This window comes from Deltaproteobacteria bacterium (assembly GCA_003696105.1).
GTDB lineage: Bacteria > Myxococcota_A > Polyangia > Haliangiales > J016 > J016.
Window position 1 is genome coordinate 19,509 of the sequence record RFGE01000101.1, and the last position, 26,269, is coordinate 45,777.

A 26,269-nucleotide genomic window follows, 5' to 3' on the forward strand; every position below is an offset into this window, starting at 1 on the left:
GTCACTTGTCCTCCTCGGCGTCCACGACGCGCGGCCGCATCCCCTCAGTCTGCGGATGCTCCTTGTCGTACGCGGCGAGCAGTTCGAGCACCGAGTAGCGCGTGGTCGGCATCGTCCGGTAGCGGTCGGCCTCCTGGTAGTCCTTGCGCATCGGATGGCCGACCCAGTCGTCCGGCATCAACAGGCGCCGCAGGTCTGGATGGCCGACGTATTGGAGGCCGAGCAGGTCGTACTGCTCGCGCTCGTTCCAGTTCGCGGACCGCCACACGCCGCACACCGACGGCACCACGGGGCGATCCCGCGGCACCTCCACCTTAATTACGAAGGTGTGATGGTGCTCGTACGAGTACAGGTGGTAGACCGACACCAGCTTGTCGTCGCGCGGATAGTCGACCCCGGTGATGCACTGCAGGAAGTCGAACCGAAGCCGCGGGTCGGTCTTGAGGAACGTGCACACGTCGACGAGCTTGTCGGCCGCCACCAGGCAGAACGCATCCTTGATGCCACCCTCGGCCGGCGTGAACCCGGTCACGGCGTCGCCGAACTCGGTCGCGAGGGCCTCGTAGATCTCGGCCGGTTCCATCGTCACTTCGCCTCCTGCGCCGCTCGCGCCGGCGCATCATCGGGCATCAGCGGCTTGCCTTCCGGCCCCCGCACCCAGTCGAGATCGCCCTTGACCCACACGTACGCGAGCCCGAGCGCGAGAATCGCCACGAACAGGCCGAGTTCGGCGAACGCGATGCCGCCGACGCCGGCGGCCACCCACCGCTTGAACACGACCGCCACCGGATAGGTGAAGGCGACCTCGACGTCGAACACGAGGAACACCAGCGCGACGATGTAGAAGCGCGGGTTGAAGTTGAACCAGGCCTGGCGCAGCGGCGTCTCGCCGCACTCGTAGATCTCGAGCTTGGTCTCCTCGTCGACCTTGGGCCGCAGCAGCCAGCCGACGAACAGCGTGATCGCGAGGAAGCCGACGCCGAGGCCGAGGAAAACCAGGATGTTCGCAAACTCGAATTGCATGGCACCGCCCGTGAAGAACCCCGAAGCGCGCTAGGCCTTGAAAATCCGCAGGGTTTGTACATAACGGGATCGCTGCGGGTCAAGGCGGAAGGGCGGCCCTGGGGGCCAACGCCTATCGTTATCAGAAGTTGACCGCGGGAAGTGGACTCCGGGCCGATTGTTCGTAGGATGCGCGCCATGCCGAAACGCCTTCTCCTGAACGCGATCGTGCCGGCCCTCGCCGCGGCCTGCGTCGTGGGCGCGCCGCCCGGCTTCAGCTCCGGCGACCGGTGGTCGGCGCCGCTGGCGGCCCCGCTCGAGGGAGGGCCGGCCCTCGTGCCCGTCTCGATCAACGGCAAGGGTCCGTTTTTATTTATGATCGATCCGGATTCCGACGTGTCGTCGATCGAGGAACGCATCGCCGCGGCCCTCGACCTGTACACGGTCCAGGCGGGCGACGTCGCGGACGAAAGCGACACGATGCGCACCGTGCGGACCGCCGAAGTGCGCGAGATCACGGTGGGCACGCTCAAGGTGGCGAATCGGGTCGTGCGGCTCCACAGAAACGGCTCGTTCGGGTTCAACGGCCGTCCCATCGACGGGTTGCTCGGCCGCGACGTGGTCAGCGACTCCCTGATCCTGCACATCGACCGCGATCGCGGCCAGATGATCCTGGCGACGCAGGGCCACCTGGATCCGCCGCCCGACGCGGTGTCGGCGCCGCTGCGGCGGTTCAACGACCGGTTCCTCGCCCGCGCGCGGATCGGCGGCGAGGAGGTGGAGATGTACCTCGACTTCGCCGCGCCGGCGTCGCTGCTGTGGCCGGAGGTGATGCAAAAGCTCGGGTTGCGGCGAGCGCGGGTGCGCGCCACCTTGGTCGACCACCTCGGAACGGCGCGCCAGGTGGACTTCGGCGGCATCGCCCCGACGCTCGCGGTCGGCGACGCGGCCGTCGACAACCACCTGATCCTGCCGTTCGGCGACCGGCGCTTTCGCCCGCAAGACTACGACGGCGCGCTCGGCGAGAACTTCCTGTCGCGCTTCCTGGTCACGGTGAACTGGCACAAAAAGCGCGTCTACTTGAAGGCGCGGCAGGCCGACCTCGGCGCGCTTGCGTCCGAGCGCCTCGGCCGATGGGGCGCGACCATGGCCAAGTGCAAGACCCCGGCATGCGTCACCGTGTCCATCGAACGCCCCGGCGCCCCCGCGCCGCCGGCGGGCGGTGTTCGCGGCGGCGCGCCCGCGCCGCCCGCGCCTGGCTCCGCGGGCTCCGCCGCGCCCGCGCCGCCCGCGCCTGGCTCCGGCGAGCCGACCTCCGGCGGCGAGGCGACCGCGGCCGCCGACGGGGCAGCGACCGCGCCCGCGGCGGCCTCCCCGCCGGCCGGCGCGCCCCCGCCCGCCGGTCCGATCGCGCTGGTGGCGACGCGCGAGCCGTGGACGCGCGACCTCACGTACGAGGTCGTCCTCGAGGCGCTCAACCCGGACGGCTCGCCGATCGGCCTGCCGCTGCTGCTCGTGACCTTCCCGAAGGGCGCCGAGACGATCACCGCCCGCGCCGGCATCGCCCCCTACGCCGCGGCCGCGTCGTTCCGCGTGGTCGACATGAGCCCGTTCCCGCGACCGTGCGACGAGGGGGGCGGCGTACGGCGATGCGTGTGGCCGATCCGGCCGCTCCGGTAGGCCCCCCACGTCGAGCGGCGGCGGCCGGCGGTTTCCCGACTTGCGCTGAAGCCGGATCGCCCCCAGGCTCGCCGCATGCACATCGAGCGCCGCGACGTCATCGACGAGCCGATCGATCGGGTGTACGCGCTGCTGCGCGACGAGTTGCCGCGCCTCGCCGCGCACTTGCCGAGCGTCCAGCGGATCGACCGCGTATCGGCGCACGAGACCGCCGATGGCGTCGACGTCGTCAACCACTGGTACGCGATCGCCGACATCCCCGGCCCACTCGCGCGGTTCGTCAAACCGGAACTGTTCGCGTGGCGGGACACGGCCCGCTGGCACGACGCCGACCGCGCGGTCGACTACACGCTCGAATCGTTCGTCGCCGCCGACCTGTACGATGCGCGCGGACGCAATCAATTACTTGCGCTCGGCCCCCGCCGCACCGAACTGCGCGTGTCGTGCGCGGTCGCCATCTGGGCCGATCGCATACCGGGGGTTCCGGCGACGGTCGCCCGCCGCGCGGTGCCGTTGGTCGAAACGCTCGTCGAACAACTGCTGTCGGCCAACCTGCGCTCGGTAGCCCGCGCGGTCGCCGCGTACTGCAGAGCCCACCCCGAGTGACGCGACCGGCGGCGACGGGATGCGGCACGCCGCGGCTCAATCCGCCGCGACGCCGGCCTGTTGCAGCCGGGCGATCTCGCCGGCGAGTTGGTGCGCCGCCTCGCCCACCCGGTCGAGGTGCACCGCGAGGTCGTCGGTGCGAGCGACCGCGGCGTCGACGCCGCGCTGAATCCCGTCGAGTTGCCGGCGCGCGTCGCGCTGGAGCCGCCCGAGCCGCCCGACCTCGGCGGCTACCGCGCCCAACGCGGTCGCGCCGGTGTCGGCCGCGCCGCGCTGCCGATCGGCCAGCTCGCGCAGCCGGCCGGCGGACGCGACCAGCTCGGCCGCCACGGTCGATAGCCGCTCGCCGGTCTGGGAACGGGCCGCCGCCGCGAACGCCTGGGCGCGCTCGGCAAGCCTGCCAGCGAGGTCGACGACCTGCCGCGTCGCGCCCGACTGTTGCCGGTAGGCGCGCGTCATCGACTGCACCTTCCGCTGCGCCGTCTGCGCGCTCTCGCGGATCGCGGTGAGGGCATCGCCGGCGGCGACGGCCACCTGGAAGCCCTGTTCCACCGCCTGCGCCCCGTGCGTGATCGCGGCGGTCGCCCGCTCCGACTCCTCCTGTACGCCGCGGATCTGCTCGCTGATCTCCTTGGTCGACGCGGCGGTGCGCTGCGCCAGCGCCTTGATCTCGCGCGCCACCACGGAAAAGCTGCGCCCGTGCTGGCCGGCCTGCGCGGCGATGATCGATGCGTTGAGCGCGAGCAGGTTGGTCTTCTCGGTGATCTCTTGGATCACGCGAACAACGTCGCCGATGCCATCGACGCGCACGTTCAACGAATCGATGCGCTCGCGCGCAACTTGTGTCACTTCCCGAATGCGTTCGATTTCGTCGAGCGTCCGGTGCACCGCGCGGTAGCCGCGTTCGGCCTCAGCCGTGGTCCTGGCGGACAGCTCGGCGGTCTCCGCCGCCCGATCCTGCACCCGCTGGATCGCCGCGTCCATGGCGTCGGCCGCCGCGATCGTCTCGGCCGCGGCGTCGCTCAGCGCCGCCGCATCCTCCGTACCGCGCCGCTCGGACTCGACCGCATCGATCAGATCCGTGAGCAGCGTCGCGGCGCGTTCGAGCGCCGACACCTCGCCGTCGAGCGCGCGCGCCGCATCGACCAGCTCGACGCCGGCGCCCTCGGCGCGCCGCATCAGCCGGTCGACCTCGTCGCCATCGACGACGTCGCCGGCCAGCGCCGCGAGCGCCTCGCGCCAGCGGTGCTCGGCCGCCCGGCGGTCGGCCACCGCCTGCGCCGCAGCCCGCCGCGCCGCGTCGATCCGCCTGGCCGCCGCGTCGAACACTCCCGCCGTTTCGGTCGTCAGCTCCACGAGCCGCCGCCGCGCGTCCTCCGCGTCGGCCCGGGCGCGGCCCGCCGCGGCGCGCGCCGCCACCAGCCGCGGTCGCACTCGCAGCCACGCGAGGGCCGCCCCCGCGATCCCGCCCGCGATCACCCCGACCAATAGCGCGTGCGTCGTCTCCACGGCAGATCGCTCGCAGCGATCACACCACGGCCGGCTCACGCGCGTCAAACGCGCGCGCCAGCGGACGTGCGGCCATCCGGCGGCAGGGAACGCGCGCCCGCCGCGCACGCCACCGATCGACCGGCGGTCGGCCCGACGTCCCGTCCCGGCGCGCGCCTTGGTCAAACGGGCGCGGCTGAGCTATACCACCGGCCCATGTCGCGCGGTTGGGTCTCGCTCGCGGCGCTCGGCGCCGTCGCCGCCGGGTGCGGATTGCCCGAGGGGGATTATTTCGGGTTCGTTCCGGATCCGGACCCGACGCACATGCGCTACTGCAACTCCGGAGAGCCGGAGTACCTCGACCCCGCGCTCGTCACGTCGACCGCGGGCCTCAAGATCGTCTACGCGATGTTCGCGGGGCTCACCGACTACGACCTGCAGGGCCTTCCCGAGCCGTCCATCGCGACGAGTTGGGACATCGGCCCCAACCTGCGCACGTTCACGTTCCACCTGCGCGACGACGCCGTGTGGACAGCCCCGCGCAGCGGCGAGCTGCCGTCGCGGCCGATCACGTCGGAGGACTTCCGCTACTCGCTCGTCCGCGTGCTGAACCCCTACACGATGTCGGCCAATGCCGAAACGCTGTGGAAGATCCACAACGGCGAGCTGTACTACGCGAACCGACTGCGGCGCGTCCTGGCCGACCACCCGCCGTTTTCCGCCGGCGACGTGGTCGAAATCATCGGCGTCGACGGCCAGCGCGAGCGCAAGCGCGGAGCCATGGACATCCCGGACAGCAACACCCGGCGCGCGTCGCGGCCGCTCGCGCTGCGCGACCTCGGCGCGCCGGAATCGGCCGCCTACGGCTCGGTCCCGCCCGGGGACGACGTGATCGTGATCGAACTCGGCGGCCCCGACCGAGCGTGGGCCTACGTGTTCTGGCTCGACGGCAACGATGGCGACGGCATGTACGGGTGGGTTCCCGCGGCCGAACTGACCGAGCAGCCGTTCGGCGACCGCGCGTATCTGGTGCGCTCGGTGGACGACCCGCCCAACTACGCCCGAACCGGCGAGGTACCGGGCCGCGACCTGCTGATGCTGCCCGACGACCTCGGCATCGACACGCCGGACCCGCACACCCTCGTGCTGCGAACGGACAACCCGGTGCCCTACCTGATCGCGCTGTCGCCGCAGCGCGCGTTTCGCCCGACGCCGCGCGAAGCCGTGTCGCGGCGGCCGAAGAAGTGGACCCGACCGGATCACATCATGACGTCTGGGCCGTATCACATGACCGACTGGCGGCGCCGCGACAAGATTGAACTGGTCAAGTCGGCGACCTACTTCGATGCGGACCGCGTGCGCCTCGACCGGATTACCGTCTACAACAACGACGACCAGGGCGCGTCGGCCAACCTGTACTACCAGGGCTCCTGCGACGCGATCACGTCCAACAACATCCCCGCATCGTACTTCCCGGTGCTGCGCGGCACGGCGCGCGGCGGGCGCCCGTACAAGGACTACCATTCAGCCCCGTACCTTGGCATCTACTTCTATCTCATCCAGACGGAGCGACTGAACAACGTCCACCTGCGGCGCGCGCTCAACTACGCGATCGACCGGCGAGACATCCCGAAGATTCTCAAGGGCGGGCAGCTTCCGACCGCGCAGTTTACGCCCGGCCAACCGATCAGCAGCCTGTCAGACGACGACCTCGCCGCGTGCGGCGTGTCCCGCGACACGCCGGGCGTCGCGCTCGTGATGGAGTCGGGCAAGCTGTGCTACGTGCCGCCGCCCGGTCTCGATTACGACCTCGACAAGGCGCGCGCGGAACTCGAGATCGCGCGACGCGAGATGGGCGACCGGTTTCCCCGCCGGATCACCGTCAAGTACAACAGTGGCGTCGAGGGACACAAGTTGATCGCCGAGCGGCTCCAGCAGGTGTGGCAGGACAACCTGGGCATCACCATCGAACTGGCGTCGCAGGAGTGGAAGACCTTTCTCAAAGACACGCGCGAGGGCAACTACGAGGTTGCTCGTATGGGTTGGATCGGCAACTTTCCCGACACGGAAGCCGAGTTCCTCCCGCCGTTCAAGTGCGACAGCCCCGACAATCGGACCAAGTGGTGCAACGAACGGTTCATGGAGTTGTTCCGCGAGGCCGAGGCCACAATGGACCGCAAACAGCGACTGCGTATCGTCTACGAAATGGAAAAACTGATGATCGAGGAGGCTCCGATCATCCCGCTGTACATCTACACGCAACACCACCTGCAAAAGCCGTACATGCGCGACCTCGCGATCAACTTCCCCGACCAGCAGCCGTGGCGCTACGCGTGGATCGACCCGGACTGGCGCGCGGCGGCGTCGGCCGCGCCGCAGGGTAACGGCCCGTGAGCGCGCTGCTCGTCTTGCTCGCCATCGTCGTCGCACTCGCGGCGGCGCTCGGATTGTGGCGGCTGCTGCTCGCGCGGCTGGCCGGCGGCGTCGTCGTGCTCGTGTGTATCGCGAGCTTCTCGTTCCTGATGCTCAAGCTCGCGCCCGGCGGTCCGTTCGACGCCGAGCGCAGCCTGCCGGCCGAAACGCAGCGCAACCTCGAACGCCGGTACAACCTGAACCTACCCGTGGCCCAACAATACCTGCTGTACATGGGCGCCCTCGTGCGCGGCGACCTGGGCCACTCGATGAAACGCAACCAGAGCGTCAAGGAGATCATCGACGAGAGCTTCGGGGTGAGCGTGCGCGTCGGGCTGCTCGCGCTCGTGTTTGCCACCGCGTTTGGCATCGCGCTGGGCGTGTTCGCCGCGTCCCGGCAGAACACATGGTGGGACCACGGCGCGATGGCGTTCGCGCTTTTCGGCATCTCCGTGCCGTCGTTCGTGCTCGGCCCGCTGCTGATCATGGTGTTCTCGCTGCAGCTCGGCTGGCTGCCTCCGGCGCGCATCGACGGTTTGGAGACCTATCTGCTTCCGGCGGCGACCCTCGGCCTCATCTTCATGGGAGTCATCGCGCGGCTCGCGCGCAGCGGCCTGCTCGAAACTCTGCGCCAGGACTACATCCGCACCGCGCGCGCCAAGGGGTTGTCGGAGCGCCAGGTCGTGTGGAAACACGCCGTGCGCCTCGGCCTGATGCCGGTGGTCACCTACCTGGGCCCCGCGACCGCCGCGTTGATCACCGGCTCGTTCGTCGTCGAAAAGATCTTCCAGATCCCCGGACTCGGGTTTTACTTCGTCGCGTCGATTACCGACCGCGACGACCCGGTGCTCACCGGCGTGCTCGTGTTCTACGCCGTGTTCCTCGTCGCCTTGAACCTCATCGTCGACATCGCGTACGGGATCCTCGATCCGCGCATCCGGGACAAGCGATGACCTCCGCCAAACCGCGATCGAATTCGCTGTGGGCCGACGCCTGGCGGCGGCTTCGCAAGAACCGCATGGCGATGATATGCGGTTGGACCTTCGTCGCGCTCGTCGTGTTCTCGTTCGTTGGGCCGGTTCTGCTGCACTGGTTGCGCGGCCTCGACGGCACGACGCAGGACGTCGACCTGGGCGCGTCGCCGCCGTCGTGGCGCCACTGGTTCGGCACCGACTCGCTCGGCCGCGACATGCTCGTCCGCACCATGATCGGCGGCCGGCTGGCGATTACCGTCGGCCTCACGGCCACCATCGTCGCCATCGTGATCGGCGTGAGTTGGGGTGCGATTGCCGCGTACGCAGGCGGTCGCGTCGACGAGGTCATGATGCGCATCGTCGACGTGCTGTACGGGTTTCCGACGGTCGTCTTCGTGATCGTGATCAGCGCAGTGCTGGAGCGGTACTCGCTGTTTCAGTCACCGTACGCGCGGCTCGGCGTCCTGTTCGGACTCATCGGCGCCATCTCGTGGCTCAACATGGCGCGCATCGTGCGCGGTCAGGTTCTGTCGCTGCGCAACCAGGAGTTCGTCGAGGCGGCGCGTGCGCTCGGCGCCTCCGGCCGTCGCATCGTGTTCCGTCACATCGTGCCGAACACGCTCGGACCGGTGATCGTGTACGCCACGCTGTCGCTGCCGAGCGTCATGCTCACCGAGGCGTTCCTGTCGTTCCTCGGCATCGGCGTGCAGGCGCCGCTGGCGTCGTGGGGCACGCTCGTCACCGAGGGGGCGACGCAGATCGCGGTCTACCCGTGGACGCTGATCGGCCCCGGCATGGTGATGTCCGTGACCATCTTCTCGCTCAACTTCCTCGGCGACGGCCTGCGCGACGCGCTCGACCCGCAGATGCGCAAGGACTGACCTTCGCGGGGAGCGCCTACGGGCAGGCCAGCACCGCGGCACAGTCGGCGGCCTGGCGGACGCACCGCGCGTGGGCGGCGACGAGCTCTCGGCCGTCGGCCGTGCGCTCGAGTTCGTTGCACTGGCGGATGCACTCCCCGCGGTCGGGCCGCGGCTCGACCTCGCGCTCGTCGCCGCAGTCGCGCTCTCGCGTACATACCTCCGCGCACCGGACCGAGCGCTTCTCCGCGCAGCCCACGGCGGCACACGCCAGCAGCAGACACGCCAGTCGGGTCGCGCTCATCAGCCGAAGTGTAGCGCGCCGGGCCGCCCCCCGGGGCCGGGCGCGGCCGGTCCGCGCGCCGCGCGGCATGCTGTGCGCGCGGGCGAGGTTCGCCTATACTCGGCGGAGTATGCGATCGACGATGGGGGACCGTTGGGTTGCCGCGTGCGCGCTCGCGCTCGCGGCGGGGTTGGTCGCCGGCGGCTGCGGCGGCGGCGACGACGACGACGACACGGCGCGCCCGGACGCGTGCGCGGGCGCGTGCGGCGCCGATGCGGGCAGCCCGGACGCGGCGCCGGACGCCGGCCCGGCGTGCGGCTGCGGCGACGGAACGTGCGGGGCGGGCGAAAACGAATCCACGTGCCCGGCAGACTGCGCGGCGTGTCCCGACGGCACGTGCTCGCCGGGTGAGGACGCGGCGAGTTGCCCGGCCGACTGCGACACGTGCGGCGACGGCGTGTGCCAGCAGCACGAAGACGCGGAGTCGTGCGCCGGAGACTGCGCCGCGTGCGGCAGCACGGTGATGCCGCTGCCGCCGTCGGGTACCGCAACCGGCGACACGACGGACGAGACCGATGACCTCGAGGCGCCGTGTTTCGAAGCGGGCGCGCCGGACGTCGCGTTCACGCTCACGTCCCCCGGCGATCTGGCGTCGCTGCACATTTCGCTCGCCGGTTCGGACTACGACACCGCGCTGCACGTCTACCGCGTCGACTGCGGGACGGATTCCATGATCGCGTGCAACGACGACGGCCCGACGGACTCGACATCCGAGATCGATCTGGTCGACGTCGCCCGCGGCACCCTGCAGATCGTGGTCGACGGCTACGACGAGTACGGCATCTATCAGCTCGCGGTCGACGGCGAGTTCGTCGACGGCGAGCCGTGCGACCCATCCATGCCGTTTTTGCATTGCCGTGGATCGTGCCGTCCGACCTGCGACGGCGGCGCGCCGTACGCGTGCGGCGACGCCTACGATTGCGCCGGAGGCGACGGGATCGACAACGATGGCGACGGCGACATCGACGAGGATACGTGCTCCAGTCCGCCCACGGTCACCTGCCCGCCCGACACCACCGTGCCGGTGCTGCAGACCGCGGACCTCGCCGCGACGGCCACCGACGATGGCGAAATTCGCCGGTCCGGTTGGCAAATCGTCTCCGCGCCGGCGGGCGCGCGCGCGCGCCTCGGCGCGACCCGCGGCGACGCGACGTCCATCGCGCCCGACGTGGCTGGCGGTTATACGCTCCGGTACACCGCGTTCGACGACGCCGACCAGCCGGCGAGCTGCGACGTGGAGGTCACGGCAGTCCAGTTCGACTGCTCCGACGGCATCGACAACGACGGCGACGGCGACATCGACGAAGACGACTGTGCCAGCCCGCCCGTCGTCGGCTGCCCGGCCGACGTGACGACCACCGTATTGGCCGACGTCGACCTCGCGGCCACGGTGACGGACGACGGCGCCGTCGCTTCGTTGCAGTGGACCGTCGTGTCTGCGCCGGCCGGTGCCACCGCGATTCCGATCCCGCCCGACGCGGCCACCGCCGCGTTCGTGCCCGACCGGCCCGGCACCTATCGGCTCCGGCTCACCGCGATCGACGACGACGGCGAGACGGCGGCCTGCGAGGTGCAAATCGTCGCCAGCGGCGTCGACTGCGCCGATGGCATCGACAACGACGGCGACGGCGACACCGACGAAGATGCGTGCGACGGGCCGCCTGCCGTGACCTGCCCGGACGACGGGACCGTGCCGGCGGGCGCGCCGTTTGCGTTTGCGACGACGACGACCGCCGGCACGCTGCCGGTGGCCGTGACCCGCTGGACGGCGCCCGTCGCGCCGCCCGGTTCGGTCGCATTGCCGCGGTCGACCGGTACGGACGCATGGGAGGTCACACCGCTGCTCGCCGGCGCCTACACGTTCCGCTACACGGCGGTCGACGAAGCCGGGCAGATGGTCGCGTGCGAGTTCGACCTGACCGCGACCGTCGAAGACGCGCTGCGCGTCGAGATCGTGTGGAACCTCGAGGTCCCCGAGCCGTTGGACGCGTCCGACGTCGACCTGCACCTGCTGCACGCCGACGGCGTCCACTGGTTCGACGCCACGTCAGACTGCTACTACGACAACTGCGTCGGCGGCGGTCCGATGTGGGGTCCCGGCGGCGCCGAGGACGATCCCCGGCTCGACATCGACGACACGGAAGGTCGCGGGCCGGAGAACATCAACGTGACGGCGCCCGAGGCCGGCGTGCCATACCGGATCGGCGTCCACTATTACGATCCCGAAAGCATGGGCGACGCGCAGGTCTTGGTCCACGTGTATTGCGGCGGCTCGCTCGCGCAGACGTTCGGACCCAAACGGCTGCACGCGGTGGGTGACGACGAACCCGGCAACGACTTTTGGAAGGTCGCGGACGTGACGTTCGGCGACAGCGGCTGTTCGGTCGACGCGATCGACGAGATCGTGCCAGCGGCGACCGCGCGCATTCAACGCTGACGCGCGAGACGGCGCAGCCGCCGCCGAGCGTCTGGCTTCGGTCTACGGCTTGCGCCGTTGCGCAATGTCGTCGGCCGCGTCTTCCTCCTTGCGCGCGCGGTCGCGCGCCCGCTGCCGGCGATACTGCTCGTAGTGCTTGTCGACCGCCATCCGTTCCCGCGCGGCGTCCGCGAGCGCGGCGCGCGCCTCCTCCTCGGCCTGCTCGCGCGCGGCGACGATCTTCTCGGCCTCCGCGACCCGCTGTTCGAGCGCTTCGATCTCGGCCTCGAGCCGCGCGCGGTAGCGCCGCGAGGCGACCAGCGCGTGCGCGGACACCGGGCCGTCGCCGGCCGCCTCGCGCGCGATCGCATCGGCCAGCGTCGCGCGCGCGTCGCGCACGGCCTGTTGGCGGCGCGCGACCTCCTGGCGCGCCGCCGCGGTCGCGGCGATCGCGTCGGCGAGCGCCTGTTTGCGCTCGCTCTCCTGCTGCTCGCGAATCCGCCTGAGCGCGTGCAAGCGGTATCCGTCGTCGCCGGCGCCAGCCACGTCCCGATGGTACACTGCCGAAATCCATGATGGATCGGCCCGGATCGTCCGCCCGGCCCTCCGGTGGCGGCTCGCCGCTCGACCGCTACGTCGTGCTCGAGTACCTGGCCGAGGGCGGCATGGGGGCGATCTACCTGGGCAAGAAGCTCGGCGCCGGCGGCTTCGAAAAAGAGGTCGTGCTCAAGCAGTTGCTGCCGGAGTTCACCCAGCAGCCCGAGTTCATCGATCTGTTCCTGCGCGAAGCGCGCCTGTCGGCGACGCTCGACCACGCCAACATCATCCACACGATCGACCTCGTCACGGCGGGTGACGAGTACTTCATCGTGATGGAGTACCTGCCCGGCGCCGACCTGCGCACCCTGCTCAAGCGCGCCAAGCGGCGCCGCAAGCGGATGTCGCCGGCCGCCGGCATCTTCGTCGCGCGCGAGGTGCTGTCGGCGCTGGCATACGCGCACGCCAAGCGCGCGCCGGACGGGCGGCCGCTCCGCCTGATCCACCGCGACATCTCGCCGTCGAACATCCTGATCTCGCGCAACGGCGAGGTGAAGCTCACCGACTTCGGCATCGCCAAGGCGTCCACGCACAACTCGGTGTTCTATCGGGTCAAGGGCAAGGTCGGGTACATGTCCCCCGAACAGGCGCGATCCGAGCCGCTCGACAGCCGATCGGACCTGTACTCGCTGGCGGTCTGTCTGTACGAGATGGTGACCGGAGAGCGGTTGTTCGTGCAGGCGGGCCTCACGACGTCCGCCGACGACCTGTACAGCCGGCCGGTGCCGATGGTGTCGCGCAAAGTCGAGGGCGTGCCGGCGGAGTTCGACAAGGTCATGCTCAAGGCGCTGTCGATCGACCCGCGCGCGCGCTATCAGACCGCGGGCGAATTTCAGGAGGCCCTGCTGCGGGTGGCACACCGCCACGGTCTCATGATGTCGGCGCCCGAGTTGGCCGACCACCTGCGCGACGTGTGCGGCGACCCGGACCGCTGGCGCGACATCGACGCCGCGAGCCACCCGGGGCTCGGAGGCACCGAACTGTACGAACCGGGCGAGGGGACGGCGCGGATCGGCGTCTCCGAGGTGGACATCGAGTCGGACGCGGACCTGGTCGAAGTGCTGGACCGCGAGGACACGCGCGCGGTCATCAACCTGGCCGATGTCGTTCAGCGCCGGGCACAGACGTCGCTCACCCACCTCACGCAGCTCAAGGGCCTCGAACTCACATCGATGATCAACCTCGCGGACGACGGCGAGGTCGGCGCCAAGCCGCTGGTCGACTTCGATACGCTCGCGGTCGACGCCGGCGACGACACGGGCGACAGCGACGTGGTCGACCTCGCCGGGGCGAACCGCGGAGGTCGGGCAACCGGCACGCGGGCGCCGGCCGTCGAGGTCGCGGGCGAGGCGTCCGGCGAGATCGACGGCACCGGCCTCGCCGATGAGCTGGAGCCTGCGCCGGCCAGCCGGCGATGGCTGGTGCTGATGTTGATCGTGTTGCTCGGTGTCGGGATCGCCGCCGCGATTGGCCTCACCGGCCCCGAGTTGCCGCCACCGGCGACGCCCGGCGACCGGCCCGGACCGGCGGGCGCGGCGTCGCCGTAGCCGGGCGCCGGCGGGCGCAGCCCCCGCCTGGACAGCGACCGGCCCCACCGGGTAGGATTCCTTGCCGACTGGCGTCCGTAATGTCTCGGAATGACAAGACCCAAGTAACCGCCCTGATCGACGACATGCCCGCGTTCTCTCGCCAGCGCGCGGGCGGCGTGTTCATCGTCATCAAGGGACCGGACCGCGGCGAGACCGTCTCGATCAGCGATCAACCCGTCTACTTCGGGTCGGCGCCGGCGTGCGAGATGGTGCTCACCGACAAGACGGTGTCGCGGCGGCATCTGCTGGCCGTGCCGAGCGGCCCCAACGTGATCCTCAAAGACCAGGGCTCCACCAACGGCAGCTACGTCCAGGGCTCTCGGTTCAAGGAGATCACGATCGGGTACGGCGCCGAATTCAAGGTCGGCCGCACGGTCATCAAGTACCTGCCAGAGGAGGAGGTCGTCGAGCCGCAGCCGTCCGAGGAGTCGTCCTTCGGCCAGCTGATCGGCAGCTCGACGAAAATGCGGCAGTTGTTCAACCTGCTGCAGGACGTCGCCCAGACCGACGCGACCGTGCTGATCGAGGGCGAGACCGGGACGGGCAAAGAGCTGATCGCCGAGGAGATCCACAACCATTCGAGCCGCCGCGACGGGCCGTTCGTCGTGTTCGACTGTGGTTCGGTGCCCCGGGAACTGATCGAAAGCGCGCTGTTCGGCCACGTGAAGGGGTCGTTCACCGGCGCCGTCACCGACCGGCGCGGCGCGTTCGCCGAGGCTGACGGCGGCACGATCTTCCTCGACGAGATCGGCGAAATGCTGCTCGACCTGCAGCCGTCGCTGCTGCGCGTGCTCGACAAGCGCGCGGTTCGCCGCGTCGGCTCGAACACGTACGAGAAGGTCGACGTGCGCGTCGTCGCCGCGACGAACCGCGATCTGCGCGCCGAAGTTGCCGCCAAGCGGTTCCGCGAAGACCTGTACTACCGGCTCGCGGTCATCCGCGTGTCGGTGCCGCCGCTTCGCGAACGCGGAGGCGACATCCCAGTGCTCGTCGAGCACTTCATGCGCCAGTTTACTCCGGAAGGCAGGCAGCTCTCGATCAGTCCCGAAGACATGGCGCGCCTGCAGCGCCACTCGTGGCCGGGCAATGTGCGCGAGCTGCGCAACGTGATCGAGCGCGCCTGCCTGCTGTCGCAAGGCGGCATGCTCAACCTCGACGACGCGTTCACCGAGGAAATCGCGCCGGCGCTCGGGATCCGCACCGACTTGCCGTTCAAAGAGGCGAAGGGACAACTCGTCGAACACTTCGAACGCGAGTACATCGTCGACCTGATGCGGCGCCACAAGATGAACCTGTCGGCCGCCGCACGCGAGGCGCAGATCGACCGCAAGCACCTGCGCGAGTTGATCCGCAAGTACGACCTCGACCCGCGCAAGCAGGACGACTGACGGCGGTCGACCGGTCAATCCACGCGCACGCGCAACGACAGGCGGGTCTGCTCCACGTTCGCCTTGAACTTGCTGCGCGTGTCGGTCACCGGGTCGTAGATCTCGACTTCGTGCTCGCCGAGCGACACGCCGATCCGCTCGGTCGGGCACAACTGCCCGGTCGGCGCACCGTCGACGTATACGTAGTAGCGGTTCTTCTTGCGGCAGCGCACCTTGATGCCGGCGCGTCCCTCGAACGGCGTCACCTCGCGAAGCGTCAAGTCGACGCGGGCATCGCCGGCGACATCGGTGACGTACAGGTCGTACCCGGGGAGGATGAGCGCGAGGCGGTGTTGGTCCCCGGTCGCGTCGTCGATGCGCTTGGGCGTGCGTCCCACCTTGGCGCCGTCGAGGTAGATCGTCGCGCCGGCCGGCGTCGACCGAATGTCGAGCGCGCCGGCGACCGCCGCGCCGGCGTCGAGGTCGCCGGTCGGCGGGGCCGCGGCGACCGCCACGGCCCCGTCCGACCGCGCGGGCGCGCCGGCGTCGCCCGGCGGTGCGCCCGCGGCGGCGTCCCGCGCGTCGCGGCCCGCTGCGGCCCGCGCGCCGCCGTCGGCGACGCGCCCCGGCGCGCTCGCGGCGGCCGACGGTGTAGGTACACCGGGCGCGCCCGGACCGGCCGCGGCCGGCAGGTGCGCGCCTGCGGCGGCGGTCGCCCCCGCGCCCCGATCGCGCGCCAGGGGCTCGCGTGCCCGCCCGCCGTCGAATCCGACGAACTCGGCATAGACGAAAAACCCCGCCCCCCCGGCCAACGCCGCCGCGATCCACACCAGCGCAACCCGGCGAAGCCGCACGGGACGCGCGGGCGCGGCCGCCTGACCGCCGCCCGCCGCCTCGCCGCCGCCCGCCGCGTCGTGCGCCGCGACCTCCGCAGACCCGGTCGCCTCGGAAATCGCCGCCCCGCCGCGGGTCGCCGTCTCGCCGCCGGTCGCGGTGCCTGCCGCCTCCGACACGAACTCGACCTCGTACGATTCGAGGTCGACCACGTCCGGATCGCGCGCCCGCAACGGGGGCGACGCCGCGCGATCCGGCGCGAGGTCCAGCGTGCCCGGCACGGGCGCGGGCAGCGGGGTCACGTCGGACACGCCGTCCTGCGCGCGGTCACCGCGGATCTTGGTCGGCGCGTCTTCGTCCACGTCCGCCCGACCGCGCAGGCCGGCGGACAGCGCGCCGCCTCCCGCGCCCGCGGGTGCGGCGACCCCGAGCACCGTCGGCCGCGGCGCCGGCACCGTCGCCGCGCGGTCGTCGACGGGCACGGGCGGCGGGGTCGCGCCGCGGTCGAGCGCACGCCGAAGCGGCGACACCGGCGCCGCCGGCGGTGGCGCCGGCAGCGGCACGGCGAACAGCCCCGACGCCTGCTCCTGCGCGGCCGCGTCGATGCGCCCGATCACCTCGCGAACCACGCGCCCGGCGTCGCGCGCGTCGCCGGCCACCGCCGCGGCACGCGCCGCCGCTTCGATCGCGTCCGCCAGCGCGCCGGCATCGGCGTAGCGTTCGCCGGGCAGCCGCGCGAGCGCCCGGTACACGATCTCGAGCACCACCGGCGGCGCGTCAGGCTCCGGAAACCGGCCGGACAGCACCGCCTGGCCGATCTCGAGTGCGGACGGGCCGCGGAACGCCGGCCGCCCCGCAAGCAGCTCGTACAGCACGGCGCCGAGCTGGAACACGTCCGTCGCGGGGCCGGTCGGCTCGCCGACGATCTGTTCGGGCGCCAGATACGGCAATCGCGCCGCGAGGGTCAGGTCATCCGCCGGCCGCTCGGGCAATCGCGGCGGCAGCAACCCGAAGTCGGTGACCTTCACCTCCCCGTCGGGTACACACAGGATGTTGGTTGGGCAAACACCGAGGTGCGTGCCGCCGCGGCCGTGCACGTAGGCGACCGCGCGCGCCGCGCGCAGCGCGATCGCCAGGGCGGCGCCGGCCGGCAGCGGATGGCCGGCACCGTGAGTCGCCTGACCGAGCCGCATCAGGTCGACGCCGGCGACGAACTCGACCGCCGCGAACGTGCGCCCGCCGGCGACCCCGAACTCCTGCAACCGGGCGATTCGCGGGTGCTCGTAGCCGCTGTACCGACGCGCCGCGCGCGCCAGCGCGTCGGATGCATCGCGCCGCGCCGCCAGCTCGGCGTGAAACAGCTTGACCGCGAACTGGCGCTCGAAGCCGGCGACGCCGTAGACCTTCGCGCGAAACACTTCGCCCGTCGGGCCCCCGCCGATCGGCTCCACGAGGTGGTACCGGCCCAGCTTGCGCCCCGGGCCGCCGGTGCCCGAAAGGCTCATTCATTGTCACGGTATCTGCGCGCCGCGGGCCGTGTCAAACCGGACGCGCGCCGTCGCCGAGCCGAGCGCGCCGGCGCAGCGAAATTGCGCTGGCGGCCGCCGCGTCGCACAATGAAGCGTGGCCGACGAACCGAAACACCTTGCGACGTGGTTTCTGCGCTGGGCCGCCGGCGCGCCGCGCCGCTGGCTCGGCCGCCGCAGCGGACTGGGGCAGGACGTCCTCGGGACGACGCACGGGCTGTCGTACCTGCGCCACCTGGCGCGGGGCAACCGGATCCGCCGGCGCGCGCGGTTCGACCGGGTCGACGACCGACAGCCGCCGGTGTTGCTGTTGCACGGTTTTCTCGGCACGCGCGGGTCGATGTACCCGCTCGAGCGCCGGCTCACCGAGGACGGGTTCACCGTATTCTCGTTCAATCTCGGCACGCTCAACAGCCGGGACATCCGCCGGTCGGCGTTTCTCATCCACCGCAAGATCGAGGCGATCCTTGCGCAGACGCCGGTCGACCGGATCGACATCGTCGGCCACTCGATGGGCGGACTGATCGGACTGTATTACGTCAAGAAGCTCGGCGGTCACCAGCGGGTTCGCCGGCTCATCATGATGGGCAGCCCCGTGCGCGGCACGTGGGCCGCACTGCTCGGCGTCGCCACCCTCGGGCTGTGGTCCACGTCCAGCTGGCAACTTCTGCCGCGCAGCAAGTTCCTCGACGAACTCGCCCAGGGCCCGCTGCCGCCCGACACGGAGGTCTACAGCATCGCCGCGGCCCGCGACTGGGTGTGCCCGCCCCGGTGCACACGCCTGCGCGGCGCCCGGCAGATCACCGTGCCGATGGGCCATTCGAGCCTCGTGATATCGGACGAGGTCTACCGGCGCATCGTCGCCATCTTGCGGGGCCCGGTTCGCGACGCCGACGCACTGGTGCGCGCGGTGGGCGCGTGACGTTGCGACCCTCTATCTAACACTGTAGAATCACAAGCGGAAGGCAATGTCGGACACTCCGCAGTACGCGCTGCGCTTCATCTCGGGCAAGTACCAGGGCGGTGAGTTTCCGCTCCGCATGGGGCGGGAGATCATCATCGGCCGGTCGTCGGACCTGGACATGGTGCTGGTCGAGGACATGGTGTCCCGACGCCACGCCAAGATTTCGACCACCAACGGCGAGATCACGATCCAGGACCTCGGATCCACCAACGGCACGTTCGTCAACGGCGAAAAAATTACGCGCGCTCGCCTGTCCGAGGGCGACCGGATCCTGGTCGGCACGTCGATCATCAAGCTCGTCGCGGCCGACCCGTCGCAGGCGCACCACCACTCGGAGGCCGAAGCGCGCCGGCGCCTGCAGCAGGGCGCGCGCCAGTCCACGTCGGGCCGGCCCATGTCCGGCGTCATCGAGGAGATCCCACTGCCGGACCTGCTGCAACTGCTGTCGACCAGCCGCAAGTCGGGCGTGCTGTCGATCGCGTCGCCTACGGCGGTGGGCAAGATCTACCTGCGCAAGGGCCAGATCTACTTCGCCGCGATCAACGACGACTTCAATCTGCAACCGCAAAAGGCGATCTACCGGATGCTCACCTGGCAGACGGGCACGTTCGAACTCGAACCCGCCGTCGAGATCCAGGTGATGGAGGAAATCCAAGAGTCGACCGAGGCGCTGCTGATGGAAGGCGTGCGCCAGCTCGACGAGATGCGCCGGCTCGAGGACAAGCTGCCGCCGATGACGTCGAGCCTCGCGGTGCCGACGCCGCTGGCGGGGCGGTTGCGCGACCTGTCGCCGGAGCAGCTAGATACGTTCCAGCTCGTCCTCGATCACGGCATGGTTCAAGCGGTGCTCGACCACTATCCGGGCAGCGATCTCGACGCCGCGACCCACCTCGTCGAGCTGCTCGAGCGCGAATTCGTCGTCGTACCGTAGCCGCCGGCGCCTACACGTCGAGTTCGAGTCCCTCCGCCGCGGCGGTGAGCGCGATGTCGCGACCGCCGTGCGCGTCGAGCCATGCGCGGCAGCGATCGCGCAGCGCGTCGACGTCGTCGTCCGCGTAGTCCTGGTCGTAGTGAAACATCACGAGGTGGCGCGCGCCCGCTCGTATCGCCGCACCGGCGGCATCCTCATACGACGAAAACCCGCGGTCGAGCCGCTCGGCGCGGTCTTCGGGGGTGTAGGTGCAATCGTGGATCAGCAGGTCGGCGCCGCGGTACAGCGCAAGGACCGCCTCGCTCGGGCCACCTGCCGGGTAGCCGACGTCCGGCGCGTACACGAGGCTGCGCCCGCCGCACTCGAGGCGGAATGCCAGCGCCGTGGTCGACCCGTGCGGATTGGACTGCGCGATCACCCGCACGCCGTCGATGTCGAACGGCACGCCGGGTTCGACCGCGTGCAGTTCGATGTGCGCGCCGAGATTCTTGAGCGTGTAGATCGGCGAGAAGTGAGGGTTCATCTGACCTTCGAGGATGCCCTCGAGCATCGACGGCGACCGCCCCGCCCCGTAGATAGAAAACGCGTTGCCGTCGACGAACACGGGAGGAAAGAACGGGAACCCCTGGATGTGATCCCAGTGAGCGTGCGACAGCAGCACCGCCGCGCGCCCCTGCCCGCGACCGAACTCGGTCGCCATCAGCGACACGCCCAGGTGCATGAGCCCGGTCCCCATGTCGAGCACGATCGGCCGCGCGCCGTCGGCCGCGACGGACACGCACGAGGTATTTCCGCCGTAGCGGTTGGTGTCCGGCCCCGGCGCCGGGATCGACCCCCGCACACCCCAAAACCGCACCTTCATGTGTCGTGCTCCCCCAACCCGATTTCGAGCCCCTCGTAGGCGGCGATCAGTTCGAGGTCGCTGCCGGCCAGACGCCGCCGGTAGGTCGCCAGGATTGCGTCCTGCTCGTCGTCGCTGCGCGCCGGCGCGTGGTGGTACAGCGCCAGCGTCTTGGCCTTCGCGTCCAGCGCGACGGCGATCGCGTCGTCGGGCGTCGAATGGCCCCAGTGCGGCTTCGCGCGATACTCCTCCGGGGTGAACTGCGTGTCGTAGATGACCAGGTCGGCGCCGCGGCACAGGTCGACCAGACCGGCGCGCATCGCCTCGAGCTTGGCCCGATGCTCCGGCGACAGCGGCGCGCCCGGCTCGGGCGGCCGCTCGATGAACTCGTGCTCGAGCAGGATGTCGGTAAACGGAGCCGTATCCGATGCGTAGACGACCGACGCACCGTCGACGTCGACGCGGTACGCGATCGCGATCCACGGGTGGTTCAGACGCGTGCACGCCACCCGCGCGGCGCCGATCGAAAACGACTCGCCGTCGACCAGCTCGCGAAAGTCGACGTCGGCCCGCATCGCGTCGAGCGGCACCGGGAAGTAGGGGTCCTCGGTCTGTTGGGCGAAGACCGCGCGCAGATGCGTGTCATCCCGCTGGCGCGCGTAGACGTACAGACGGTTGCCCTCGCGATACAGCGGCGAAAAAAACGGCATCCCCTGGATGTGGTCCCAATGCGTGTGGCTGATGAGCAGGTGCGCGACGCCCCTGCCCTCGCCAAACCGCTCCTGCATGAGTTGTTTGCCGAGCCGGCGAATCCCGGTACCGGCGTCGATGATCAGCGGCGGCCCGTCGTGCGGGCGCACCTCGACACACGACGTGTTGCCGCCGTAGCGGTTCGTGCTCGGACCCGGGACGGGGATCGATCCCCGGACACCCCAAAACCGAACCCTCATGCGCCCCCGTATGTGTGGTCGCCTGCGCGCACGAACGCCCGCGGTCTACGGTAACACAACCGCGCGGCCGCGGGCGCCGGTCGGGCCGGCGGTGACCGCGCGACCGCGGGAGCCGGCGTCACGGGTGGATCGCGGCGGCGATGCGGCCGCGGCCGGCGGACCGCTCCTCGAACAGCAAGATCCCCGACGTGCCGTCGACCACCGCCGCGGGCGCGGCCGCCGGCGGCCCGAACGAGCGCAGCACCGGGTCGGCGCCGGCGAAGCGTTCCCACGTGTCGGCGTCGAACGATCCCGCGTACCCGATCGCGACGCGGCCGTCCTCGCCGGGGCGGTCGGCGCCGGCGAAAAACAGCCCGTGCACCGCGCGCCCGGCGGCCGTCCGGCGTACGAGCGGATGCGGATCGGTCACCGCGTAGGCGTCGAACGCGCCGTCGACGCCGGGGCGCGGCTCGATCGCCGGGCGCTCGGCCGGGGTCCACTGCAGGCCGTCGTCGCTGTCCGCGCGCACGATCGCGCGGCCGCCGGGCTCGACCGCGTACAACCACCACCGCCCGTCGAGTTGTGCGACACCCGGCGCGCGAACTCCGGCGACGACCGGATTGCCGGCCCACTTGCGCCAGGTCGCGCCGCCATCGTCGCTGTCCGCGCGGCCGATCGCCGGCTCGTCCGGCGCGCCGCCTTCGTAGAACAGCGCGAGCGCGCCGCCGCCGAGGTCGACGACCGACGGGGCCGTCACGCGGCCCCGCTCCCACGGCTCGGTCGCCTCGAGGACGACCACCGGGCCGACCGCCGGCAGGTCGTGCAGGCCGGGCAGCTCGGCGTACGCGATCGCCGCCGCTCCGGTCACCGGGTCCACCCGGCCGAACCACACGCGCACGCCGCCGGCCGCGCGCGGCAGGGCCGTCGGCTGCTCGAGACTGAACGCGCGGTCGTCGAGCACGTACGGCTCGTTGATCGGAGAATCGAAGTCGAACGGAACGCGGTGGTAGGGACCGGCGGCCGCGGTCGGCAGATTCGCCGCGCCGCCGCTGCGCTCGCCGGTCCACCCCAACCCGCACGCTCCCGCGGCCACCGCGGCGCACGCCGCGATCGCCGTACATCGTCCGAACTCGCCCCTCGCTTTTCGCACGATCAGAACCTCCACCGCGTCGACGCGCCGATGTGCCACAGCCGGCCCGCGGCGCGGTAGTCGCCGACCGGATCGACCGGCGAGATCTTGCGCGCGACGCGCGGCTCGAGCAGGGTGTAGGCCGCGTACAGATCGACGTCCATCGGCCGCGGCAACACATCCGTGACCCGAGAGAGTTCGACCCCGACGCCCGCGGCCGCCGTGTGCTTGTCGGCGTCGACGAAGTTGCTGCGACCGGATTGCTCCGGCGCGGGCGACGGCTCGTACGTGTAGCCGGCGCGGACGCGCCACACCGCCCGCGCCGTGCGTGCGGCGACCCACTCGACACCGACGTGCGGCACGAGGATGTCGTGAAAGTGCGGCGGCTCGAGCGGCGGCGCGTCCGGGAGGATGACGAAGTCGTTGAGGTCCTTGAGGTCGTAGTCGATGTCGATGTGCGCGGCGGGGTTTTCGAAGGCCGACCACCGGTGCCACACGGCGTCGAAGGCGAGCGTCAGCCGCGGCGTGAGCCGGGCGTTCGCGCCGACAGCCCATTGCTCGGGCTGAAACAGATCCTGGAACTGCGTGAACACCTGCAGAAAACCGTCCTCGACCGTGTAGGGACCGCCCTCGGGGCCGACGTCGCCTTCGATGCGAAACGCCAGATCGACGTCCAGCACGAAGCCGCCGCGAAACGCGGCGCCAAGGTCGAGCCACGGCAGCGCGCGCCAGAGCACTCCCGCCTGCGGATAGCGCACCGTTTGGAGATCCACGTCGATCGCGAACGCGAGGTCGGACTCGGCCGGGATCGTCGGGTGCAGCCGGCCGCGCAGCACGACGGCGCCGGTCGTGCTCGACAGGTAGCCGAGCCCGCCGCCGACGAGCAGCCGGTCGCCGACCGCCACGGCGACGTTGGCGCCGAGAAACAGGCGCTGCGGCCGGTTGTCGTACAGCACGAAGCGCGGCTGGTCCGGCGCCAGGGTGCGCGTTCGCGTGACCTGCTCGTCGGGAAGGAACAGCCCCGCACCGACCGCGACGCGCACGCCGGCGACGGTTCCGGGCACCGCGATGCCGACCGCGAGGCCCCGCGACCGGTTGACCTGTACGTCGCGCCCGTCGAGGGTCAGCCGCGGGTCGACGTACTGGTAGCCGAGGTCGATGCGAACGCTGTCGATCGCCGCCAGCAGCGCCGGGTTGTAGTAGTGGGCGCCGGCATCGGTCGCTGCCGCGGTCTGCGCGTTGCCCATCGCCGGCCCGCGGGCGCCGAAGCCGAACGCGTCGACTGGATTGGCCGCGGCGCCGCGCGCCAGCGACGCGGCGGCGATGGCGGCGGCCAGCGCCGTGCGCGGCCTCACAGGTCCACCCCCACGACGATGCCGGCGGCGACCACGCGGCCGCCGGTGTCGATCGTGTCGAACGGCGGCGGATCGTCGGCGCCGAACGCCGCCGCATCCTTGGTGTGACGGCGCGGTTGCAGAACGTGCAATTGCAACCATGCGTCGACTCGCAGCGGCACGGCCGCAGCCGGCCACGCCGCGCCCAGCCCCGCCGCGACGACGTGGCGATGGTTGTCCAGCAGCGACTGGCGCCCGGTCATCTCCGGGGCCGGCGACGGCACGAACGCGTAACCGCCGCGCGCCGCCCACTCGGTTCGCCGCGAGCGGCCGGTCCGCTCGACCGCGAGCTTCGGCACGACGATGTCGTGGAAGCCGGGTGGCGGCTGGGCCGGCGGTTGGCCGACAAGCGGATCCTCCGTCGGCAGCGGGGCGGCACTCCAGCGCTCGTAGCCGAGCTGCGCGGACAGCGTCCACCGCGGCGCGAGCTGCCACGCCACCTCGGCGACCGCGGTGATCGGGTCGTACTGCGGCGTACCGGCGATGCGCAGCTGCGGGAGTTGCACGGGCAACGCGTCGCCCAGGTCGCTGCGCACGCCGATGTCGTAATCGGAGCGCGACACGCCGGTCACGGCAACCCCCCAGCGCAGGTCGTCCCGCTGCCGGTACTGGACGCCGGCGACCGGCGCGAAGTGGGTGATCAGCCGTTGCTCGGACTGCGTCGAGATCCGGCCGGACGCGTCGCCGACGACGTGGATGTCGCCGCGCAGCGCCGCCAGCACGCGTGTCCCCGCGCCGATCGCGAGCCGGCCGGTGACGCGGACGCCGGCCGCGAGCTGGATGGCGACGACGTGCGCCGACGTCTCGAGGATGGCGAACGCGGGCTCCCCCGGAAACGGCGCCTTCGCCTTGTTGAGCGTCGCGTTGGGAATGTACAAGCCGAGCGCGATGCCGGCGCGACCGCGCAGCGCGCCGCCGAACGCCAGCGGCACCGCGAGCCCGATGACCGTGCCGTGCGCCAGATCGGTGTCGACACGACGGCCGTCGATGCGCAGGTCGAACGCGCCGGCCGCGCCGCCGAGCGCGACCCGCTTGCGCGCACGCGCCAGCCCCGCCGGATTCAGATAACACGCCTCGTAGTCGTCCGCGGTCGCCGCGCCGGTGCCGGCCGCGCCCGGCGACCGGCCGCCGAAGCCGAACAGCCGCAGCGGCGACGCCGGCGCCGGCGCCGCGAGCCCGACGAGCGCGCCCGCGAGCAGCCATCCGGCGGCGCGCCCGCGCGCCCGCGCCGCCCGAGCCGGTCGAAGCCCCATACCCGCGGCTCAGTATGCCACGCCAGGTCAGGCCAGCTCGATATACAACGCGCCGTTTTCGACGACCGTGCGAAACCGGACGAGCGACAGCGCGCGGTCGTGCGCGCACGCGCCGGTCGCCAGATCGAACTCGTAGGCATGCCCGGGGCACACCACGCGGCCGCCGCGCAGCTCGCCGCCGAGCAGCGACACGTGTTCGTGCGGGCAGGCGCTCGCGGTCGCGAACAGCTCGCCGCCGACGTTCGCGACGAGCACCGGGTCGGTGAACCCGGCGACGGAAAACCCGCGCATCTGGCCCGGCGGCGGCAGGGCGTCGACGGAACACACGCGGCGGCGCAGCATCGCCGGTCAGTTCAACGGCGCGGCGGCGCAGAACTTGTCGGGGTCGTCGGACACCGGCTCGCCCGGCGGCGGCACGGGCTCGCCGCCGTGGGCGATCATCGCCTGCTTGTCGCGACACTCGTAGTCGTCGCGGCAGTCGCCGTCGTCGGCGCACGTCTTCATGCAAAACCGAACCTCGGCCGAGCGCGGGGCACAGTAGTCGGCCAACGTGCAGATCTCGTCGAAGGTGCAGTCGTCGGTCCCGCCCGGCGCGTCCTCGGTCGCGTGGTTGCACGGAACGCTGTCCGGCAGCGGGCCGGCGGGAAAGAACCGCACGCACACGGCCTCCTCCGGGCACGTCCCGTAGTCGCAACCGATCACCGTGCAGTAGCCGCCGGGTTGCGTCGTGTCGCAAAACCGATCGCCGGTCTGCGAGCACTCGCTGGAGATCGAGCACGAATCGCCGATCTGGTCGCCGCACGCGGCGGCGGCCAACAGGGTGAAAACAGCGACGATTCGGGCGGCGGTGGACATGCGACGGCGTACTCTACCGGGCGTACTGACCGCTGGCAACCGCGGCGGGTTGCCCGCTATGCTGGCGGCCGCGATGGGCTGGTTCGACCGACTGCGCCGCCGACGATACGGCGAGACACCGGACGCGCGCGAGGCCGGCGCTGGCGGCGCCGACGACTTCGACGACGATCCCGACGACGCGGACGCCGACGGCGGCCCGGTCGTGGCCGTCGCCGTCGTCCGCGAGGGGCACAACGTGCCGACGGAGGAGGACATGCGCGCGCTGCTGGCCGAACAGGC

23 protein-coding genes are annotated in these 26,269 nt (G+C 71.2%); 11 read left to right on the forward strand and 12 right to left on the reverse strand.

Annotated features, from left to right (window positions below):
• Position 1: 1 nt before the first annotated feature.
• On the reverse strand, positions 2–583 hold the full coding sequence (locus D6689_06835) for an NADH-quinone oxidoreductase subunit C (GenBank protein ID RMH42894.1): 582 nt from the start codon (positions 581–583) through the stop codon (positions 2–4).
• 2 nt (positions 584–585) lie between these two features.
• Complete coding sequence (locus D6689_06840; GenBank protein ID RMH42873.1) at positions 586–1,023, reverse strand: NADH-quinone oxidoreductase subunit A; 438 nt, start codon at positions 1,021–1,023, stop codon at positions 586–588.
• Positions 1,024–1,191: 168 nt separating this feature from the next.
• Between D6689_06840 and D6689_06845 the strand changes: the two genes are divergently transcribed.
• Together D6689_06845 and D6689_06850 are read left to right on the forward strand one after the other, a co-directional pair.
• Entirely contained in the window at positions 1,192–2,682 is a 1,491-nt protein-coding gene (locus D6689_06845; protein ID RMH42874.1) for a hypothetical protein, read from the forward strand.
• A 75-nt stretch (positions 2,683–2,757) separates the two neighbouring features.
• Entirely contained in the window at positions 2,758–3,288 is a 531-nt protein-coding gene (locus tag D6689_06850; GenBank protein RMH42875.1) for a hypothetical protein, read from the forward strand.
• 36 nt (positions 3,289–3,324) lie between these two features.
• Here the strand turns inward: D6689_06850 and D6689_06855 are convergent, their stop codons facing one another.
• The gene (locus D6689_06855; GenBank protein ID RMH42876.1) at positions 3,325–4,797 is read right to left on the reverse strand and encodes a hypothetical protein; all 1,473 of its coding nucleotides are present in this window, start codon (positions 4,795–4,797) and stop codon (positions 3,325–3,327) included.
• 195 nt (positions 4,798–4,992) lie between these two features.
• Here D6689_06855 and D6689_06860 point away from each other — a divergent pair, with 195 nt between their 5' ends.
• The 3 genes from D6689_06860 (at position 4,993) to D6689_06870 (ending at position 9,043) form a co-directional block, all read left to right on the forward strand.
• Positions 4,993–7,170, forward strand: coding sequence for a peptide ABC transporter substrate-binding protein (locus tag D6689_06860; GenBank protein RMH42877.1), 2,178 nt, complete (start codon positions 4,993–4,995; stop codon positions 7,168–7,170).
• 128 nt (positions 7,171–7,298) lie between these two features.
• The gene (locus D6689_06865; protein RMH42895.1) at positions 7,299–8,141 is read left to right on the forward strand and encodes an ABC transporter permease; all 843 of its coding nucleotides are present in this window, start codon (positions 7,299–7,301) and stop codon (positions 8,139–8,141) included.
• Complete coding sequence (locus D6689_06870) at positions 8,138–9,043, forward strand: ABC transporter permease (protein ID RMH42878.1); 906 nt, start codon at positions 8,138–8,140, stop codon at positions 9,041–9,043. The genes D6689_06865 and D6689_06870 overlap by 4 nt, the downstream gene beginning before the upstream one ends.
• A 16-nt stretch (positions 9,044–9,059) precedes the next feature.
• Here D6689_06870 and D6689_06875 read toward each other — a convergent pair whose 3' ends face one another.
• Positions 9,060–9,326: a hypothetical protein gene (locus D6689_06875; protein RMH42879.1), complete on the reverse strand. Its 267-nt coding sequence runs from the start codon at positions 9,324–9,326 to the stop codon at positions 9,060–9,062.
• A 109-nt stretch (positions 9,327–9,435) separates the two neighbouring features.
• On the opposite strand from D6689_06875, the gene D6689_06880 reads away from it, so the two are divergent.
• Positions 9,436–11,802 (forward strand): hypothetical protein, encoded by a 2,367-nt coding sequence (locus tag D6689_06880; protein RMH42880.1) that lies wholly within the window; start codon positions 9,436–9,438, stop codon positions 11,800–11,802.
• Between the two features lie 42 nt (positions 11,803–11,844).
• Here D6689_06880 and D6689_06885 read toward each other — a convergent pair whose 3' ends face one another.
• Positions 11,845–12,372 (reverse strand): hypothetical protein, encoded by a 528-nt coding sequence (locus D6689_06885; GenBank protein RMH42881.1) that lies wholly within the window; start codon positions 12,370–12,372, stop codon positions 11,845–11,847.
• Here D6689_06885 and D6689_06890 point away from each other — a divergent pair.
• Positions 12,354–13,925 (forward strand): serine/threonine protein kinase, encoded by a 1,572-nt coding sequence (locus tag D6689_06890; protein ID RMH42882.1) that lies wholly within the window; start codon positions 12,354–12,356, stop codon positions 13,923–13,925. The genes D6689_06885 and D6689_06890 overlap by 19 nt on opposite strands.
• Positions 13,926–14,050: 125 nt before the next feature.
• The gene (locus tag D6689_06895; GenBank protein RMH42896.1) at positions 14,051–15,355 is read left to right on the forward strand and encodes an FHA domain-containing protein; all 1,305 of its coding nucleotides are present in this window, start codon (positions 14,051–14,053) and stop codon (positions 15,353–15,355) included.
• A gap of 14 nt (positions 15,356–15,369) precedes the next feature.
• Here the strand turns inward: D6689_06895 and D6689_06900 are convergent, their stop codons facing one another.
• Entirely contained in the window at positions 15,370–17,673 is a 2,304-nt protein-coding gene (locus D6689_06900) for a PEGA domain-containing protein (protein RMH42883.1), read from the reverse strand.
• 118 nt (positions 17,674–17,791) lie between these two features.
• On the opposite strand from D6689_06900, the gene D6689_06905 reads away from it, so the two are divergent.
• Both D6689_06905 and D6689_06910 read left to right on the forward strand, forming a co-directional pair.
• On the forward strand, positions 17,792–18,616 hold the full coding sequence (locus D6689_06905) for an alpha/beta fold hydrolase (protein RMH42884.1): 825 nt from the start codon (positions 17,792–17,794) through the stop codon (positions 18,614–18,616).
• Between the two features lie 46 nt (positions 18,617–18,662).
• Entirely contained in the window at positions 18,663–19,589 is a 927-nt protein-coding gene (locus D6689_06910; protein ID RMH42885.1) for a DUF4388 domain-containing protein, read from the forward strand.
• A 10-nt stretch (positions 19,590–19,599) separates the two neighbouring features.
• On the opposite strand, the gene D6689_06915 is transcribed toward D6689_06910, so the two are convergent.
• From D6689_06915 to D6689_06940, 6 genes are all read right to left on the reverse strand, one after another.
• Positions 19,600–20,451, reverse strand: a complete 852-nt coding sequence (locus tag D6689_06915; GenBank protein RMH42886.1) for an MBL fold metallo-hydrolase — start codon at positions 20,449–20,451, stop codon at positions 19,600–19,602.
• The gene (locus D6689_06920; GenBank protein ID RMH42887.1) at positions 20,448–21,380 is read right to left on the reverse strand and encodes an MBL fold metallo-hydrolase; all 933 of its coding nucleotides are present in this window, start codon (positions 21,378–21,380) and stop codon (positions 20,448–20,450) included. The genes D6689_06915 and D6689_06920 overlap by 4 nt, the downstream gene beginning before the upstream one ends.
• A 118-nt stretch (positions 21,381–21,498) precedes the next feature.
• Complete coding sequence (locus D6689_06925; protein ID RMH42888.1) at positions 21,499–22,548, reverse strand: hypothetical protein; 1,050 nt, start codon at positions 22,546–22,548, stop codon at positions 21,499–21,501.
• Entirely contained in the window at positions 22,512–23,984 is a 1,473-nt protein-coding gene (locus D6689_06930; GenBank protein RMH42889.1) for a hypothetical protein, read from the reverse strand. Before D6689_06930 ends, D6689_06925 begins: the two co-directional genes overlap by 37 nt.
• Before the next feature lie 1,178 nt (positions 23,985–25,162).
• Positions 25,163–25,477: a Rieske (2Fe-2S) protein gene (locus tag D6689_06935; GenBank protein ID RMH42890.1), complete on the reverse strand. Its 315-nt coding sequence runs from the start codon at positions 25,475–25,477 to the stop codon at positions 25,163–25,165.
• A 6-nt stretch (positions 25,478–25,483) separates the two neighbouring features.
• Positions 25,484–25,990, reverse strand: a complete 507-nt coding sequence (locus D6689_06940; GenBank protein RMH42891.1) for a hypothetical protein — start codon at positions 25,988–25,990, stop codon at positions 25,484–25,486.
• A 73-nt stretch (positions 25,991–26,063) separates the two neighbouring features.
• On the opposite strand from D6689_06940, the gene D6689_06945 reads away from it, so the two are divergent.
• The coding region (locus D6689_06945) for a hypothetical protein (protein ID RMH42892.1) at positions 26,064–26,269 on the forward strand (206 nt) is incomplete at its 3' end.

What these genes read in the sequence shown, in the direction of transcription:
- D6689_06835 (RMH42894.1), bottom strand. Translation starts at nt 583, where the DNA reads ATGGAACCGGCCGAGATCTACGAGGCCCTCGCGACCGAGTTCGGCGAC.
- D6689_06845 (RMH42874.1), top strand. Translation starts at nt 1,192, where the DNA reads ATGCGCGCCATGCCGAAACGCCTTCTCCTGAACGCGATCGTGCCGGCC.
- D6689_06910 (RMH42885.1), top strand. Translation starts at nt 18,663, where the DNA reads ATGTCGGACACTCCGCAGTACGCGCTGCGCTTCATCTCGGGCAAGTAC.
- D6689_06890 (RMH42882.1), top strand. Translation starts at nt 12,354, where the DNA reads ATGATGGATCGGCCCGGATCGTCCGCCCGGCCCTCCGGTGGCGGCTCG.
- D6689_06865 (RMH42895.1), top strand. Translation starts at nt 7,299, where the DNA reads ATGCTCAAGCTCGCGCCCGGCGGTCCGTTCGACGCCGAGCGCAGCCTG.
- D6689_06935 (RMH42890.1), bottom strand. Translation starts at nt 25,477, where the DNA reads ATGCTGCGCCGCCGCGTGTGTTCCGTCGACGCCCTGCCGCCGCCGGGC.
- D6689_06840 (RMH42873.1), bottom strand. Translation starts at nt 1,023, where the DNA reads ATGCAATTCGAGTTTGCGAACATCCTGGTTTTCCTCGGCCTCGGCGTC.
- D6689_06895 (RMH42896.1), top strand. Translation starts at nt 14,051, where the DNA reads ATGCCCGCGTTCTCTCGCCAGCGCGCGGGCGGCGTGTTCATCGTCATC.
- D6689_06940 (RMH42891.1), bottom strand. Translation starts at nt 25,990, where the DNA reads ATGTCCACCGCCGCCCGAATCGTCGCTGTTTTCACCCTGTTGGCCGCC.
- D6689_06920 (RMH42887.1), bottom strand. Translation starts at nt 21,380, where the DNA reads ATGAGGGTTCGGTTTTGGGGTGTCCGGGGATCGATCCCCGTCCCGGGT.
- D6689_06870 (RMH42878.1), top strand. Translation starts at nt 8,138, where the DNA reads ATGACCTCCGCCAAACCGCGATCGAATTCGCTGTGGGCCGACGCCTGG.
- D6689_06860 (RMH42877.1), top strand. Translation starts at nt 4,993, where the DNA reads ATGTCGCGCGGTTGGGTCTCGCTCGCGGCGCTCGGCGCCGTCGCCGCC.
- D6689_06900 (RMH42883.1), bottom strand. Translation starts at nt 17,673, where the DNA reads ATGAGCCTTTCGGGCACCGGCGGCCCGGGGCGCAAGCTGGGCCGGTAC.
- D6689_06850 (RMH42875.1), top strand. Translation starts at nt 2,758, where the DNA reads ATGCACATCGAGCGCCGCGACGTCATCGACGAGCCGATCGATCGGGTG.
- D6689_06915 (RMH42886.1), bottom strand. Translation starts at nt 20,451, where the DNA reads ATGAAGGTGCGGTTTTGGGGTGTGCGGGGGTCGATCCCGGCGCCGGGG.
- D6689_06930 (RMH42889.1), bottom strand. Translation starts at nt 23,984, where the DNA reads ATGGTTGCAATTGCACGTTCTGCAACCGCGCCGTCACACCAAGGATGC.
- D6689_06875 (RMH42879.1), bottom strand. Translation starts at nt 9,326, where the DNA reads ATGAGCGCGACCCGACTGGCGTGTCTGCTGCTGGCGTGTGCCGCCGTG.
- D6689_06880 (RMH42880.1), top strand. Translation starts at nt 9,436, where the DNA reads ATGCGATCGACGATGGGGGACCGTTGGGTTGCCGCGTGCGCGCTCGCG.